The sequence below is a fragment of the Streptomyces sp. NPDC002698 genome, from assembly GCF_042888945.1.
Lineage (GTDB): Bacteria > Actinomycetota > Actinomycetes > Streptomycetales > Streptomycetaceae > Streptomyces.
Genome location: NZ_JBIAQM010000006.1, coordinates 219,215 through 234,558 on the forward strand (window position 1 = coordinate 219,215; position 15,344 = coordinate 234,558).

General features: G+C 72.5%; 13 protein-coding genes. All 13 read right to left on the bottom strand.

Annotated features, from left to right (window positions below; all coding sequences use genetic code 11):
- Positions 1-9: 9 nt before the first annotated feature.
- The 13 genes from ACFYW9_RS11905 to fbaA all read right to left on the bottom strand — a co-directional run bounded on the left by ACFYW9_RS11905 (position 10) and on the right by fbaA (position 15,245).
- Positions 10-1,230, bottom strand: a complete 1,221-nt coding sequence (locus ACFYW9_RS11905) for a cytochrome P450 (protein WP_389148026.1) — start codon at positions 1,228-1,230, stop codon at positions 10-12.
- A 68-nt stretch (positions 1,231-1,298) separates the two neighbouring features.
- Entirely contained in the window at positions 1,299-1,982 is a 684-nt protein-coding gene (locus ACFYW9_RS11910; protein WP_389148029.1) for a response regulator, read from the bottom strand.
- Complete coding sequence (locus ACFYW9_RS11915; protein WP_389148032.1) at positions 1,979-3,337, bottom strand: sensor histidine kinase; 1,359 nt, start codon at positions 3,335-3,337, stop codon at positions 1,979-1,981. Before ACFYW9_RS11915 ends, ACFYW9_RS11910 begins: the two co-directional genes overlap by 4 nt.
- A gap of 137 nt (positions 3,338-3,474) precedes the next feature.
- Entirely contained in the window at positions 3,475-4,155 is a 681-nt protein-coding gene (locus tag ACFYW9_RS11920) for a response regulator transcription factor (RefSeq protein ID WP_351871485.1), read from the bottom strand.
- 25 nt (positions 4,156-4,180) lie between these two features.
- Positions 4,181-5,518 carry a sensor histidine kinase gene (locus ACFYW9_RS11925; protein ID WP_389148332.1) on the bottom strand — a complete coding sequence of 446 codons (1,338 nt, stop codon included), beginning with the start codon at positions 5,516-5,518 and terminating at the stop codon, positions 4,181-4,183.
- Positions 5,519-5,834: 316 nt separating this feature from the next.
- Complete coding sequence (locus ACFYW9_RS11930; RefSeq protein ID WP_389148335.1) at positions 5,835-7,031, bottom strand: acyltransferase; 1,197 nt, start codon at positions 7,029-7,031, stop codon at positions 5,835-5,837.
- 55 nt (positions 7,032-7,086) lie between these two features.
- Positions 7,087-8,091 (bottom strand): alpha/beta hydrolase, encoded by a 1,005-nt coding sequence (locus tag ACFYW9_RS11935; RefSeq protein WP_389148036.1) that lies wholly within the window; start codon positions 8,089-8,091, stop codon positions 7,087-7,089.
- 220 nt (positions 8,092-8,311) lie between these two features.
- Entirely contained in the window at positions 8,312-9,304 is a 993-nt protein-coding gene (locus ACFYW9_RS11940; protein WP_389148039.1) for an alpha/beta hydrolase, read from the bottom strand.
- A gap of 281 nt (positions 9,305-9,585) precedes the next feature.
- A complete protein-coding gene (gene kynU, locus ACFYW9_RS11945; protein WP_389148042.1) occupies positions 9,586-10,788 on the bottom strand; it encodes a kynureninase in 1,203 nt (400 codons plus the stop codon).
- A complete protein-coding gene (locus tag ACFYW9_RS11950) occupies positions 10,781-11,626 on the bottom strand; it encodes a tryptophan 2,3-dioxygenase family protein (RefSeq protein ID WP_389148045.1) in 846 nt (281 codons plus the stop codon). Before ACFYW9_RS11950 ends, kynU begins: the two co-directional genes overlap by 8 nt.
- Positions 11,627-11,859: 233 nt before the next feature.
- Positions 11,860-12,273, bottom strand: coding sequence for a DUF3151 domain-containing protein (locus ACFYW9_RS11955; protein WP_329300859.1), 414 nt, complete (start codon positions 12,271-12,273; stop codon positions 11,860-11,862).
- Between the two features lie 258 nt (positions 12,274-12,531).
- Positions 12,532-14,106 carry an MFS transporter gene (locus ACFYW9_RS11960; RefSeq protein ID WP_389148049.1) on the bottom strand — a complete coding sequence of 525 codons (1,575 nt, stop codon included), beginning with the start codon at positions 14,104-14,106 and terminating at the stop codon, positions 12,532-12,534.
- Positions 14,107-14,222: 116 nt separating this feature from the next.
- Complete coding sequence (gene fbaA, locus ACFYW9_RS11965; protein ID WP_351871468.1) at positions 14,223-15,245, bottom strand: class II fructose-bisphosphate aldolase; 1,023 nt, start codon at positions 15,243-15,245, stop codon at positions 14,223-14,225.
- Between the last annotated feature and the right edge of the window lie 99 nt (positions 15,246-15,344).

Here is a 15,344-nt window from a genome sequence, read left to right on the forward strand (position 1 = left end):
TGACGGTCGTCAGACCTCCACCGGCAGACCCTCCAGTCCGCGGATCACGAAGTTCGGCTTGCGGACCGGCTCCCGGGCGAGCCGGAGACCGGGGGCCTTGGTCAGGAGCGCGCTCATGGACGCGGCCAGTTCGAGCCGGGCGAGCGGAGCGCCGATGCAGTAGTGGATACCCGCGCTGAAGGAGATGTGCGGGTTCTCCGACCGGGACAGGTCCAGCGTCTCCGGGTCCGCGAACACCTCGGCGTCACGGTTCGCGGAACCGAAGAGCATCGCGATCTCCGCACCCCGCGGAACCGTCGTGCCGTCGATCTCGATGTCGTCCAGCACCCACCGCTCGAACAGCTGGAGCGGGGTGTCGTAGCGCATCAGCTCCTCCACCGCCGTCGGGATCAGCGCATGGTCCGCCCGCAGCGTCTCCAGCTGCGCGGGATGCCGGAACAGGGTCCACCAGCCGGTCACCGTCGAGTTGACCGTCGCCTCGTGCCCGGCGTTCAGCAGCAGGACGCAGGTGGAGATCATCTCCTGCTCGGTGAGCCGGTCGCCCTCGTCGTACGCCGCGATGAGCCCCGAGATCAGATCGTCCCCGGGCTCCTTGCGGCGGGCCTCGATCAGGCCCCGCAGGTACTCGGTGAACTCGACCGACGCCCGCACCGCCTTCCGCGCCGTCTCCTCGGACGGATTCAGTTCGTACATCCCGCAGATGTCCGCCGACCAGGGCCGCAACGGCGCCCGTTCGGACTCCGGGACGCCCAGCATCTCCGCGATCACCGACACCGGCAGCGGCTCCGCCACATCGGTCAGCAGATCCCCTCCGCCCGCCTCCACCAGCCGGTCGACCAGCTCACCCGCCAGCCCCTCCACATACGGCTTCAGCCGCTCGACCGTGCGGGGCGTGAACGCCTTCGACACCAGCCGCCGGATCCGCGTGTGGTCCGGAGGCTCCAGGTCGAGCATCCCGTGATCGTTGAGCACGTGGAACGGCTCGTGCTCCGGCGGCGGTGCCGTCCGCCCGAAGTCCTCGTGCGTGAACCGGTGCTGATACGTCCGGCCCAGCCGGCGGTCCCGCAGCAGTGCCGACACGTCCGCGTGGTGCGGCACCAGCCACTGGTTCGTCGGCTCGTAGTAGTGCACCCGGCCCCGCGCGCGCAGTTCCTCGTACGCCGGGTACGGGTCCGCCACGAAGGCCGGATCCCACGGGTCGAAGGCCCGCGAACTCTCCAAAGCTGCCATGAACGGACGCTAGCCCTACCCACCCCCCGCTGACCAGGGCCGACCCGTTCCGGGGGCGCCGGGTGCCGTCATCTGGGGGTGACCAGGCGGGCCTCGTAGGCGAACACCGCGGCCTGTGTCCGGTCCCGCAGGCCCAGTTTCACCAGGATCCGGCTCACGTGGGTCTTGATCGTCGACTCCGCGACGACGAGCCGCCCGGCGATCTCCGCGTTCGACAGCCCCTGCGCGATCAGCACCAGCACCTCCGTCTCCCGGTCGGTGAGATCCCCGTACGCCCCGTGCGCCGTCGCCGTCGGCCGGGGCTCCTCCGCGAGCTTGGAGAACTCCGTGATCAGCCGCTTGGTGACCGAGGGGGCGAGCAGCGCCTCCCCTGCCGACACGACCCTCACCCCGTCGGCGAGCTGGCGGGCCGAGGCGTCCTTGAGCAGGAAACCGGACGCCCCCGCGCGCAGCGCCTGGTACACGTACTCGTCGAGATCGAACGTCGTCAGCACCAGCACCTTCGCGGCACCGTCCGCGGCGACGATCTCCCGGGTCGCGTCGATACCGTTCATCTCCGGCATACGGATGTCCATCAGCACGACGTCCGGGCGCAGCTCACGGACCCGGTCGACCGCCTCGCGGCCGTTGACCGCCTCGCCGACCACCTCGATGTCCGGCATCGCGCCGAGCAGTACGGAGAAGCCCTCGCGGACCATCATCTGGTCGTCGGCGATCAGCACACGGATCGCGCGACTCGTACCGTCCGTCATCCGGTCTCCTCCCCCGACGGCACCGGCAGGAACACCACCACCTCGTACCCTCCGTCGTCCATGGCGCCCGTCGTCATCTCACCGTCCAGCATCGTGACCCGCTCGCGCATGCCCGTGATGCCGTGCCCCGCGCCGTGCGTGGACTTCTCCAGGGTCGTCACCGGCGCGGGGCCGTTGACTATGCGCAGGCCGAGCCCGCCGAGGACATAACCGATCTCGACGCGGGCCGACGCGCCCGGCGCGTGCCGCAGGGTGTTGCTGAGTGCCTCCTGGACTATCCGGTACGCCGACAGTTCGACGCCCTGCGGAAGCTCGCGCACCGCACCGGTGACCGCCTTCTCCACGGTCAGACCCGCGTCCCGCACATTGGCGAGGAGCCCGTCCAGATCGGCGAGGGTGGGCTGCGGCGCGTCCGGCGCCTCGTAGTCCTCGGCCCTGACCACGCCCAGCACCCGGCGCAGTTCGGTGAGCGCCGCCACCGCGTTCTCCCGGATCGTGACGAACGCCTGCTCCAGCTCCGGGGGCGGATTCTCCACCCGGTAGGGCGCCGCCTCCGCCTGGATGGCGACCACCGACATGTGGTGGGCGACCACGTCGTGCAGCTCGCGGGCGATCGTCGTGCGCTCTTCGAGCAGCGTGCGCCGGGAACGCTCGTGGGCCGTCTCCGACTGGTGGGCGGTCACCTCCTGCTCGGCCTCCTTGCGGATGTTCAGGACCGAGACGATCAGGAGGGCGAGCGCCGAGACGAAGAGGAGCGGGAACGTGTTGTCGCTGTAGCCCCCGCCGAAGATCGTCTCGGCCATCAGGCCGTACGCCGCGGTCAGCAGCCACATCCACGCCGCGACGCGGGGGCGCGAGCGCAGGGCGACCACCGTCAGCACGATGACATGCGCCAGGAAGCTGCCGGGGGGCCACGGCCAGTCGCTCCAGGCGCCGTCGAACACGGCGACGACCGGGACCGCCGCGATCGAGAACCAGAAGGCGCCGATCGGACGGACGAGGGTCGCCAGGACCGGGAGCAGGGCGAGGAGCCCGCACAGCAGGGACGCGACCGAGCCGCCGCCGGGGCCGTCCGCCGAGCTGTAGCCCGCGGCCATGGCCAGCAGGCCGGCCGCGGCCACCGTCGCGTGCGGGGTCCAGGCCGCGTACGCGCGCAGGGTTCCGGAGAGGCGGCGGGTAACGGGGCCGTCCGTGCGCATGCGGCGAAGCGGGCGGTAGGCGAAGGCGTCGTGGAACATGTCCTGCCGCAGGCCGCGCACGGCGTCCGCCGCGAGGCGGTACTCCGGGCTGCGCGGCTTGGCCCCGGCACCGCCGGGGGGCGGGGACGTCGTCTGCGTGTGGGTCGTCTCGGTCACGCTCAGAACGGTAGGCCCGGACGGGGGGCGGGGTCGTCACCTGCGAGGAGGGTCCTTGGGGGTCCGTCTCAGGTACTACGGGTAGGGCCGGGTTCGCGAGGAGGTGGTGGCCGGTCTTCGGCCGGCCTGTACGGCGATCAGTAGCCGGTGGGGCGGACCAGTCCCGATTCGTAGGCGAAGACCGCGGCCTGGGTGCGGTCGCGCAGGCCCAGTTTGACGAGGATGCGGCCGACGTGGGTTTTCACCGTCTGCTCGGCCACCACCAGACGCTGGGCGATCTCGGCGTTGGAGAGACCCTGGGCGATATGGGCCAGGACCTCGGTCTCGCGTTCGGTGAGATCACCCACGCGTTGCTTGAGGGGAGCGCGCGGGGTGGAGTCGAGGCGCGAGAACTCGGCGATGAGGCGGCGGGTGACACCCGGGGCGAGGAGGGCGTCGCCGGCGGCCACCACACGGACCGCCTCGGCGAGTTGATCGGCCGAGGCGTCCTTGAGGAGGAAGCCGGAGGCACCGGCGCGCAGGGCTTCGTACACGTACTCGTCGAGGTCGAACGTGGTGAGCACCAGGACCTTGATGTGCGGGGTGTCCGTCGTGATGCGGCGGGTCGCCTCGATGCCGCCGAGTTCGGGCATGCGGATGTCCATCAGGACGACGTCCGGCGCGAGTTCGGCGACCTGGCGGACCGCGTCGAGTCCGTCGACCGCCTGGCCGATCACCTCGATGCCCGGGTTCGCGTCGAGCAGCACGGTGAATCCCTGGCGGACCATCTGCTGGTCGTCGGCGATCAGAACGCGGATGGTGCCGCTCACGGTCGTCATGGCGTCTCTTCTCCTGGGAGGCCGGTCAAGGTGTCGTCGTCCGGGTGACGTCGTCGGTGGGCTCGACGCCGTTGCCCGGCAGGAAGGCCGCCACCGCGAAACCTCCGCAGGACGTCTCCGAGGTCACGAGAGTGCCACCCAGCATCGCGACGCGCTCGCGCATACCGAGCAGTCCGTGCCCCGCGCCCGGGGACGGCGGGGCGCGAAACGCGGGCCGCGAGTTGACGACCCTCACCTGAAGGCCCCGCGGGAAGTGCCAGAGTTCCACCTTGACCGCCGAACCCGGCGCGTGGCGCAGGGCGTTGCTCAGCGCCTCCTGGATGATCCGGTACGCCGACAGCTCCACGCCCGGGGCCAGGGGAAGCTGTTCCCCGGCGATCTCCGTGGTCACCTCCAGTCCCGCGGCGCGCGTGTTCTCGACCAGGGCGTCGAGCCGGTCCAGCGTGGGCTGCGGGGCGTCCGGAGCCGCGCCCGCGCCCGCACCGAGGCCGTACGGGTCCTCCGGATCCTCCGAACGCAGCACTCCGAGCACCCGGCGCAGCTCGGTCAGCGCCTCCAGGGCGTTCTGCCGGATGCCGTGGAGGTTCTCCCTCAGCTCGTCCGTCGGATTCTCCACCAGGTGCGGGGCGACCTGCGCCTGAATGGAGATCACCGACATGTGGTGGGCCACCACGTCGTGCAGCTCGCGCGCGATACGGCTGCGCTCCTCCAGAACCGTGCGGCGGGCGCGCTCCTCCTCGGTCAGCGAGGCCTGCTCGACCAGTTGGCTGCGCGCCTCACGGCGATCGCGCAGCGCGGTGCCGAGCAGGACGACGACGGCAAAGACGATCACCGCCGTCGCTCCCGTCGGGTGGTACGACGGGCCCCCGAACGTGCCCGGCTGCGGGTACGACGGGTCCCCGAGCGTGCCCGGCCGCGGGTACGAGGGGCCGCCGGCCAGACCCTGCAGCCCATAGGTGGCCAGGCCGGTCAACGACAGCGCGCCGACCGCGACGCGTGTGGGTGTCCGCAGGGCCAGCAGGAAGAGCACGACGGCCTGCGCCGTGATCGCGGGCCCGCTCCAGGGCCAGTCCGGTCCCGGTCCCGATCCCGGGAAGCCCGCCACCGGGTCCATACGGACAGCGGCAGCGGCGACCACGGCCGCGCCCAGTGACAGCCACCAGGCCGGAATCGGGCGCCACAGCGCGAGCGCGACCGCCGCACCCAGCGCGAACCCGCTCACCGTGCCCAGCGGGAAACCCAGTCGATAGCCGCCGCTCAGCTCGTCCATGGCCGCCAGCCCGAGCCCGAAGGCGACCAAGCACACCACGACGTGCGGCAGTCGGCGCAGACGCCGGGGCCGGGACAACGGCGGCAGCGGCATGGCCGCCGACACCGCCAGTTCGCCCAGGATCCCGCGCAGGAAGGGAAGAGAGGTCTGCGTGAGGGTCCGCGCGAGGGTCTGGACGCGGATGGCGCGGATCGCGTGGATGGCGCGCGTCCCGCGGGAGGTCCGGGGAGTGCGGAGGGTACGGGGAGTGCGGGGGGCGTGGTCGACGGGCGTGGTCGGCGCGGTGGCGTGCTCGGGTGGCTCGGGCGTGGGTGCGGGTGAGGGTGCGGGTGCGGTTGAGGGCGTGTCAGGCAGCCTTGCGGGCTCGTCGTCCCGGGGGCGGTGCTCCTCGCTGGTCACGCCGTCAACCCTAGGCACGAGGAGCCGCCTTGGGCGTGGCCGGGCCGGGACCGCGGCGCACGCGGTGGACCCGGACGACCCGGGAAGGACGGCCGGTGGGGCGGCGGGGTCCACGCTCGTGCGCGCTGAAGGCGAACCAGCACAAGGTGAGGGCGCACACGAAGACGGGCAGCCAGGCGACTCTCGCGGCCACCCAGAGCAGGGAGTCGGGGGTGGTGTGCAGGCCGGGAAGCCGGCCCGCGAGCAGGCCGAGGGCGGTCACCACCATCAGGGAACTCTGGTGCCAGAGGAATATCGTCATCGCGGAGAGGTTGGCGAAGGCCGTGCCCGCCCAGAGCACCGGGCGCCGCATCACCCGGCGCAGCGGCTCGCGCAGCAGCAGGGCGAGTCCGCACTGGGCCAGGCCGAACGTGACCGCGGCCAGTGTCGGCGGGTCCAGATTGGAGACCGCGGCCCCCGGTATGCCGACCATGGACGCCGGGTAGCCGGCCCACGTCACCAGCACCACCGTCGCCGACACACCCCCGCCGAACAGCACCCCTCCCGCGCGCCGTCCCTCCAGCTCGCCCCGGGTCCAGGCCGCGCCCAGGGTGTACGGCACCAGCCAGCCAGCCGCGAGGTTCACCCAGCCGAGCCATGCCGGGCCGCCGAGGCCGAAGCGGATGACGTCGACGTGGAGAACGACGGCCAGCGGCCACAGCGGGCTGAGACGGGTCAACAGCGGTGTCGCCGCGGTCAGTCCGGCGAACACCACCAGGAACCAGAGCGGGGACAGGGCGAGCTTCACCAGCGTGCGCACCGTGCCGAAGTCCGCGCCGGAGGCGAGCAGACAGACGGTCGCCACCGTCCAGAGCGTCAGCACCGCCGCCACCGGCCTCAGCAGACGGACCGCCCGGGCGCGCAGCCACTGCTCGTACGTCGTGCCGCGCGCCCGCGCCGACGCGTAGCTCTTCGTCGCCACATGACCGCCCACCAGGAAGAACACGGCGAGCGTCTGGAAGACCCAGGAAACCGGGGTCAGCCACGGCATGTGCTGTAAGGGGCTCGCGGTCCGCAGCGCGCCGCCGTCCGCGACGAGCGCCGTCACCAGCCAGTGGCCCAGGACCACGCCCAGGATCGCGAGGGCGCGCAGGGCGTCCACGGAACGGTCCCGTTCGGCGGGGGTGGCCCGGTCGACGCGGTGGATCGCGGTCCGCACGCCGGTCAGGGCGGTCCTGCCGGTCGGGGTGGTGCTGCCCGTCAGGGCGGTCGTGCCGGTCGGTTCACGCACGGGTGACCTCCGAGGTGTCGCCGAGGACGATGCGGGTGAGGTTGGCCAGGGACACCGAGCCCGGTGCCAAGTAGCCGCTGTGGCCTGCGGTGCCCGCCCGGAAGACCCGTGCGCCGAAGGACGGGGACACCGGGTCGGGGCCCAGGCCGACGGTCGTACCGAAAAGACCGACGCTCGTGTGCGGGACGTACGCGATCCAGTCGGCGGAGCCACGGGCCGCCCAGACACGGGCGGGGGTGCGCAGCGCCGCGGCCGAGGACGCGCCGGTGCCCGGACTGCCGAAGACGACGATGTCGCTCACGTCCAGGCCCGGGGCGGCGCGGCCGCAGACCACCGTGCCGTACGAGTGGCAGAGCAGGGAGAGGTGCGCCGACCGGCCTACGACGCCGTGCAGCCGGTGCAGGAACGCCCTCAGCAGCGGGGCCGCCCGCTCGGCGCGGTCCGGCGTCGCGACCGTGGTGCTCACCGTGCCCGGCGTCTCGTACCCGAGCCAGGCGATGACGGCGCCGCGCGGGCCGAGTCGGCCGTACAGGGCGAGGGCGCCGGCGCGGAAACGGCCGTACGTCTCCAGCGTGGTGTCCGAGCCCGGGACCAGGACGGCCACGCGGTCGGCGTGGGCGAGGTCGCCGAAGACCTCGGCGGCCCGGCCGGAACCCCGGCCGTCGAAGGTGAGGAAACGGCGGGAGGGTGCGGCCATCGCGCGGTCGGCGGCTGCCCGGGTGCGGTCGCCGTGGTCCGCGGCCATCCGGGCGGCCTCCGCGGCGTCGGCCCGGTTCGCCGCGTACGCCGCGTCCAGGGTCGACGCCGTCAGCGGTGCGAGGACCGCGGGTGGCGGCGCGGGGATCTCCGGGCGGGCGGCGCCGGACAAGGGGACGACGACCGCGGCCGTGACGAGCGCGGCGAGCAGCGCCCGGCCCAGCCGCCGGTGCGGTCGCCGCGGCCGTTGTCGTGAGGTGTCCGCGTTCCCCCTCGCGATCGGCTTCGCCCGGAAATCCATGGTGTCCGTCCCTCCCCGTGCGCCCGTTCGTCGGGCGTCACTGGAAGGGAAATTACGGATCGCCACCCGTCACCCGCGTCCCGCTGCGGGCCCCATCCGCGAGGTAGCTCTCAGGTACTACGGGTATGACCGGGGTTCGGGGAGAACGGGTCAACTCCCCTGAACCACGGCGCCCTTGGGGAGGATCGTTCGGCCGTCGGCACCGGGGTCCGGACCCCGGCTACCAGGCCAGTTGGGCGATCTCCTCCGCCACCACGGCACAGGCGTCGGCGGCCGGGTCGATCAGGGGGAAGTGGCCGACGTCCTCCAGCAGGGTGAGACCCACCACCTCACCGGCCTTGGCCGCCGCGTCCGCGTAGGACTCGGCGACCGCCTGCGGGACGACGATGTCGGTACGGCCCTGGACCAGCGTGGTGGCGATGCCGGTGGGGAGCAGTCGCACCGGGTCGGCGTAGGGCAGACGCTCCGCGAACGTGGCTTCCCCGCCGAGGAGTTGGCGGGAGGCTCCGCCGCACACATCGAGTTTCTCCGCGACCTCGAAGTCGGCGATCGGAGCGAGGGCGACGACGCCGCGCAGCGGTGCGGGGTGGTCGGTGCGCCAGGGCGCGTCGGCGGGCAGGAGGTGGCGCGCCGCGGCCCACAGCGCCAGGTGACCGCCCGCGGAGTGGCCGGTGATCACCATGCGCTGGGGGTCGGCCTGCGGAAGTGCCCGGCGTACGAGTGCGGGCAGCGCGTCGAGGGCGGCCGCCACGTCGTCGAAGGTGTCGGGCCAGCGGCCGGCGACCGGACCTCCGGTGGCGGTGCCGCCGGCCGCGGAAGCGGCCGCGTCGTCCCGCCCGGGATCCGTGGGGCCGCCCTGCGCGGGGATCACGGGTCCGCTCGGAGCGGGTGACGCCGCCTCTCCCCGGCGGTACTCGACGTTCGCCACGGCGAATCCGCGGCGGGTCAGGAAGTCGGCGAACGGCGTGATGTGGCGGCGGTCGTACGGAGCGCGCCAGGCGCCGCCGTGCAGGACGACCACGACCGGGGCGGGGACCGCCGGGTCGGGATCGCGCGGGGCGTAGAAGTCGATCACCTGGTCGGGGTGGTCGCCGTACGCCGTCGTGACGTCCGGGGCCACCTCCGGGTGCGAGAAGGCGGACGCCTCTTCGGCTGCGTCGCGCGCGACGGCGGCGTCGTCGTCGCCGTCCCGGGATACGGCGTCGTCCTGCATGCTCCAACCTCTCAGCGGTGAAACGGATTTGGCGGGCGAGGGAACAATTCGGCCGTTTGCGGGGACGGTATCAGGCCGGTGACATGGGTCGGCAGCGGGCTGTCACTCTCGGTCAAGGGGTGACAGTTCTCCCTTCCGTGATCCCCGGGCGGGCCAGGTACCCGGCGTACGGGTAGGGGCGGAGGGAATCCCGCCCCCTCCGCCCCTACCCGTCCCGTACACGGGGCTCCGCCCCGGACCCCGCTCCTCAAACGCCGGAGGGGCTGAAACTTACGGCCGGTTCAGCCCAGCGTCTCCGCCAGCACCCTCGCCGCTCGTTCCGCGTCCGCGAAGCCGACGTACAGGGGGGTGAAGCCGAAGCGGAGGATGTCCGGGTGGCGGAAGTCGCCGACGACTCCGTTGTCGATCAGGCGCTTCATCACCGCGCCCGCGTCCGCGCAGCGCAGGGCCACCTGGCTGCCCCGTTCCGCGTGCGCGGAGGGGGTCACGGACTCGACCCGGCCCTCGGGGACGTACGCCGCGACGCACTCCAGGAAGAAGTCCGTCAGGGCGAGCGACTTGGCGCGGACGCTGTCGATGGAGACTCCGTCCCACACCTCCAGCGCCGCTTCCAGGGCCAGCATCGAGAGGATGTCCGGCGTACCGACCCGGCCACGCAGCGCGCCCGGCGCCGGCTCGTAGGACGAGCTCATGGCGAAGGGCTCGGCGTGCGAGTTCCAGCCGGGCAGCGGGGAGTCGAAACGGTCCTGGAGGTCCGCGCGGACGTAGAGGTACGCGGGCGAACCCGGTCCGCCGTTCAGGTACTTGTAGGTGCAGCCGACCGCCAGGTCCACCCCGTGCTCGTCGAGACCGACCGGCAGGGCGCCCGCGGTGTGGCACAGGTCCCAGACGGAGATCGCGCCCGCCGCGTGGATCGCGGCGGTGAGGGACGGGAGGTCGTAGCACCGGCCGGTGCGGTAGTCGACGTGGTTGAGCAGCACGGCCGCCGTGCGGGGGCCGAGCGCCGAGGGCACCTCGTCCGGGTCGACCGGACGCAGCTCACAGCCCGTCATCCGGGCCGCCGACGCGGCGATGTACCCGTCCGTCGGGAACGTCGTCGCGTCGACGAGGATCTCGTCGCGCCCCTCGCCCGCCAGCCGTACGGCACCCACCAGGGCCTTGAAGACGTTCACGCTCGTCGAGTCGCCGACCACGATCTGTCCGGGCGCGGCGCCGACCAGCGGGGCGATGCGGTCGCCGATCCGCTCGGGCGCGGTCCACCAGCCGCTCTCCTCCCAGGAGCGGATGCGCATCTCGCCCCACTGCCTGCGGACGACGTCCTCGACCCGGCCGGGGACCTCGACCGGCAGCGCGCCGAGCGAGTTCCCGTCCAGGTACACGACGTCGTCGAGCACGAACCGCTTGCGCAGCCCGGCGAGTTCGTCGGCCGCGTCCAGTTCCGCCGCCCGCGCGCCCAGCGCGGACACAGAGGCTCGCTCAGACATAGGACCTCGCCGTCCACAGCTCGGGGAACACGTTCTTCTGCGCGCGCTTCTCCAGCCAGGCCACCCCGGCGGAGCCGCCGGTGCCGGTCTTCGAGCCCATCGCCCGCCGGGTGGCGACGAGGTGGTCGTTGCGCCAGCGCCACACCAGCTCGGCGACATCGGTCAGAGCCTCGCCCAGACGCGCGAGTTCGTCGCTGTCGTCACCGGAGTACAGGGCCGTCCACACGGCCTGCACCTCGGGCACGGGCTCGTAGCGCAGCGACACGTCACGCTCCAGCACGGCGGCCGGGATCGCGTGCCCGCGCCGGGCGAGCAGCCGCAGCACCTCGTCGTACAGGCTCGGCTCGTGCAGTGCCTTCTCCAGCTCGGCGTACACCCGCGGCGCGCCCCGGTGCGGGACGAGCATCGACGCGGACTTCTCGCCGAGCAGGAACTCCATGCGCCGGTACATCGCCGACTGGAAGCCGGAGCCCTCGCCGAGGGCCGACCGGTAGGAGTTGAACTGCGCGGGCGTGAGCTGTCCGAGGGGCCGCCAGGACGCGTTCAGCGCCTCCAGCTCCCGTACGGACCGCTTCAGCGCGGCCACCGCGACGGGGATGTCGTCGGCGCGCAGTGCCTTGGCCGCGGTCTCCCACTCGTGGACGATGACCGTGAACCACAGCTCCATGACCTGGGTCGTCACCAGGAAGACCATCTCTCCGGGGTCGTCGGAGAGGGTGTGCTGGAGGTGGGTGAGCACGTCCGCCTGTACGTAGTCCTCGTACGGGGTCGTGCCCTGGAAGTCGAGATGCGGGGTCTCGGGCTCCTGAGCCTGCGTGGGCCGAGCCTGGTGGGACATCGCTGTCTCCTGATTGTGCTCCGGGTAGCGGTCCGCCCCTGCCGTTACCGACACGGGGGCCCCGGTCCCCACCGGGCATCCTCCACAATCGTCCCCCGAAACCGCAAGGTCCGCCTGGTCACACCAGGCGGACCCGCGTCGAAGCACCCCGACGGGGCCTCGTGTGAAGGCTCTGTCCCGGCCCGGGGCCGGGGCCGGGGCGAACCGGGGCCGGTCCTGGCCCGCCGTCCGCCCTAGCCCAGGGTCTGGGCCGCCGTCGGCGAGGAGTCCTTCAGGAACTGGCTGCAGCGCTCGTACTCCTCCTGCTCGCCGATCGTCTGCGCGGCGCGGGCGAGGGCGTGCAGGGCACGCAGGAAGCCGCGGTTCGGCTCGTGCTCCCAGGGCACCGGACCGTGGCCCTTCCAGCCGTTGCGGCGCAGCGCGTCCAGGCCGCGGTGGTAGCCGGTACGGGCGTAGGCGTACGACTCGACGACGCCGCCCCGCTCGAACGCGTCGTCGGCGAGCTGCGCCCAGGCGAGCGAGGAGGTGGGGTACTTCGCGGCGACATCGGCGGGGGCCGTGCCGTTGGCGAGGAGCTCGCGCGGCTCCGGGTCGTCGGGGAGACGGGTCGGGGGCGGTCCCCCGAGAAGGTTCTCGTGAATCGTCATGGGTTCCAGTCTGCTGCATTCTCCGTGATCGGTGACGGTGGCCCATGGCGCCCGGGAAGGATCCGTTCCGTGGCCGGACCGCGACCGGTGTCCGCCGATCGCGTCCGCGCCGAACGGGGTGATCGTCAGGTGCGCCGGCACCGCCGCGATCACGAAGCCGGACCGGCGCCGGAAGGCCTGAGGCCTGTCGTTCGGATCATGCGGCGGGACGCGGGGCAGGGCACGCACGTCTGCGCCACCTGATCCGAACGGCAGGCCCTAACGCCCCGGCGAGCCCGGGGACTCCTGGGCGCCGAGGACGCCCCGGGAGCGCTCCGGCTCCAGCGGGGGCGTCGTCAGGGAACCGTGCCTGCGGCACTCGGGGCGCAGGCAGCCGGGCGGCGGGCGGCGCACGGTCGTGAAGGCCAGCACCGCGCCGACCACCAGCACACCCGCGCACAGCGGCATCGCCCGGCGGAAGGCGGCGTCGAAGGCCGTCGCCGAGCGGTACGCCTCCTCTCCCATCCCGGTGAGCAGCGGCAGCGCGGCCACCGCGAGGAGCCCGGCCACGCGGGCCGCCGCGTTGTTGATCCCGCTGGCCAGACCCGCCCGCCCGGTGTCCACGGAGGCCAGGACGGTCGCGGTCAGCGGCGCGACCAGGGTGACCATGCCGAGCCCCATCACCAGCAGCGCGGGCAGCACGTCGGTCACGTACGACGCGTCCTCGCCCACCCGCAGCATCAGCAGCATGCCCGCCGCGCACAGCAGCGGCCCGACCGTCAGCGGAATGCGCGGGCCGATGCGCTGGGAGAGTTCGCCGGAGCGGGCGGAGAAGAGCAGCATCAAGGCGGTGGTCGGCAGGAGTGCCGTGCCGGCCTGGAGCGCCGAGTAGCCCGCCACGACCTGGAGCTGGAGCGCGGTCAGGAAGAAGAAGCCGCCGAAAGCCGCGTACACGCACAGGGTCACCAGGTTGACGGCCGTGAACTGACGCGAGGCGAAGATGTCCGGCGGCATCATCGGATCGGGCCGCCGCCGCTCGACGTACACGAAGGCCACCCCCGCCGCCACGCCCGTGACCGCGGCCGCCCACACGAGCGGAGAACCGCTCCTGGCCTCGATCAGGGCGTAGGTGACCAGGGCGAGCGAGAGCGCGCCGAGGACGGCGCCGAGGACGTCGAAGCCGCGGTGCGAGCCGCCTCCCCCGCCCTCGGCCCCCGCCGGGCGGGAGGTTCCGCCGGCCGACTCCGGAACGTGCAGCAGGGCGATCGGGACGCAGACCAGCGCGACGGGGATGTTCAGCAGGAAGACCCAGCGCCAGCCGGGCCCGTCCACCAGCCAGCCGCCGAGGAACGGCCCGACCGCGGCCCCGACACCCCCGAAGCCCGACCACAGGCCGATGGCACGGGCCCGGTCGTCCGGGTGGAAGGAGGCCTGGATGATCGCCAGCGAGCCGGGGGTGAGCAGCGCCCCGCCGACGCCCTGGAGCACGCGGGCCGCGATGAGCACCCCCACGTTCGGCGCGAGCCCGCACAGCAGCGAGGCGGCGGCGAACCACACCACGCCGATGACGAAGATCTTCCGGCGCCCGAAACGGTCCCCGAGCGAGCCGCCCAGCAGGATCAGCCCGGCCAGCGACAGCATGTAGCCGTTCACGGTCCACTGGAGGGCGGCGAGGCTCGCGTCCAGGTCACGGCCGATGGTCGGCAGAGCGACATTGACGACGGTCGAGTCCAGCAGGGCCATGCTGGATCCGAGGACGGTGGTCAGCAGGATCCACTTCCCCTTGGGGGAGGCGATCCGTACCGCGGGCCTGCCGTCCGACAGATCCGATGCGTCCCGCGCCGGCACAGCCATACCTCGGAGCATACGGAAGGGCCCGGCACCGTGGGAGGTGCCGGGCCCTTGCGCGGGGATGACTCCGGAGGACCGGCGAAGGAGCGCCGGAGGCCTACCGGAGGACCACCGGACGCCTACTTGAGCCGGGTGCCCGTGGAGCGCAGGGCGGCGCAGGCCTCGGTCACGCGCTGGGCCATGCCGGCCTCGGCGAGCTTGCCCCAGGTGCGCGGGTCGTACTTCGACTTGGTGCCGACCTCGCCGTCGACCTTCAGGACGCCGTCGTAGTTGCGGAACATGTGGTCCACGACCGGACGGGTGAAGGCGTACTGCGTGTCGGTGTCGAGGTTCATCTTCACGACGCCGTTCTCCAGCGCGGTGGCGATCTCCTCGGCGGTGGAGCCGGAGCCGCCGTGGAAGACGAAGTCGAACGGGCTCGCCTTGCCGTACTTGGCGGAGACACCCTCCTGGAGGTCCTTGAGGAGCTCGGGGCGCAGGACGACGTTGCCCGGCTTGTACACACCGTGCACGTTGCCGAACGAGGCGGCGAGCAGGTAGCGGCCCTTGTCGCCCAGGCCGAGGGCCTCGGCGGTGCGCAGCGCGTCGTCGACGGTCGTGTACAGCTCGTCGTTGATCTCGTGGCTGACGCCGTCCTCCTCGCCACCGGTCGGGGTGATCTCGACCTCGAGGATGATCTTCGCGGCGACGGCCTTGGCGAGCAGCTCCTGGCCGATGGCCAGGTTGTCGGCGAGGGTCTCGGCGGAGCCGTCCCACATGTGGGACTGGAACAGCGGGTTCTCACCGCGGGCGACGCGCTCGGCGGAGATGTCGAGCAGCGGACGTACGTAGCCGTCCAGCTTGTCCTTGGGGCAGTGGTCCGTGTGCAGCGCGACCGTGATGTCGTACTTCGCGGCGACGATGTGCGCGAACTCGGCGAGCGCGACGGCGCCCGTCACCATGTCCTTCTTGTGCTGACCGCCCAGGAACTCCGCACCACCGGTGGAGATCTGGATGATGCCGTCGCTCTCCGCCTCCGCGAAGCCGCGCAGCGCAGCGTGCAGGGTCTGGGACGAGGTCACGTTGATGGCCGGGTAGGCGAACTTGCCTGCCTTCGCCCGGTCGAGCATCTCGTTGTAGACCTCGGGGGTTGCGATGGGCATCTGTCCGCTCCTTGTATGTGCGGGTCTGCGTACTGCTGCTGCGGTACGACGGGACTGGTGCTTATGGCCCTGACCTAGGGGGGCGACGTCATCGTCGGC

What these genes read in the sequence shown, in the direction of transcription:
- ACFYW9_RS11955 (WP_329300859.1), bottom strand. Translation starts at nt 12,273, where the DNA reads ATGACGATTCACGAGAACCTTCTCGGGGGACCGCCCCCGACCCGTCTC.
- ACFYW9_RS11925 (WP_389148332.1), bottom strand. Translation starts at nt 5,518, where the DNA reads ATGCCGCTGCCGCCGTTGTCCCGGCCCCGGCGTCTGCGCCGACTGCCG.
- ACFYW9_RS11910 (WP_389148029.1), bottom strand. Translation starts at nt 1,982, where the DNA reads ATGACGGACGGTACGAGTCGCGCGATCCGTGTGCTGATCGCCGACGAC.
- ACFYW9_RS11935 (WP_389148036.1), bottom strand. Translation starts at nt 8,091, where the DNA reads ATGGATTTCCGGGCGAAGCCGATCGCGAGGGGGAACGCGGACACCTCA.
- ACFYW9_RS11920 (WP_351871485.1), bottom strand. Translation starts at nt 4,155, where the DNA reads ATGACGACCGTGAGCGGCACCATCCGCGTTCTGATCGCCGACGACCAG.
- ACFYW9_RS11950 (WP_389148045.1), bottom strand. Translation starts at nt 11,626, where the DNA reads ATGTCCCACCAGGCTCGGCCCACGCAGGCTCAGGAGCCCGAGACCCCG.
- ACFYW9_RS11960 (WP_389148049.1), bottom strand. Translation starts at nt 14,106, where the DNA reads ATGGCTGTGCCGGCGCGGGACGCATCGGATCTGTCGGACGGCAGGCCC.
- fbaA (WP_351871468.1), bottom strand. Translation starts at nt 15,245, where the DNA reads ATGCCCATCGCAACCCCCGAGGTCTACAACGAGATGCTCGACCGGGCG.
- kynU (WP_389148042.1), bottom strand. Translation starts at nt 10,788, where the DNA reads ATGTCTGAGCGAGCCTCTGTGTCCGCGCTGGGCGCGCGGGCGGCGGAA.
- ACFYW9_RS11940 (WP_389148039.1), bottom strand. Translation starts at nt 9,304, where the DNA reads ATGCAGGACGACGCCGTATCCCGGGACGGCGACGACGACGCCGCCGTC.
- ACFYW9_RS11905 (WP_389148026.1), bottom strand. Translation starts at nt 1,230, where the DNA reads ATGGCAGCTTTGGAGAGTTCGCGGGCCTTCGACCCGTGGGATCCGGCC.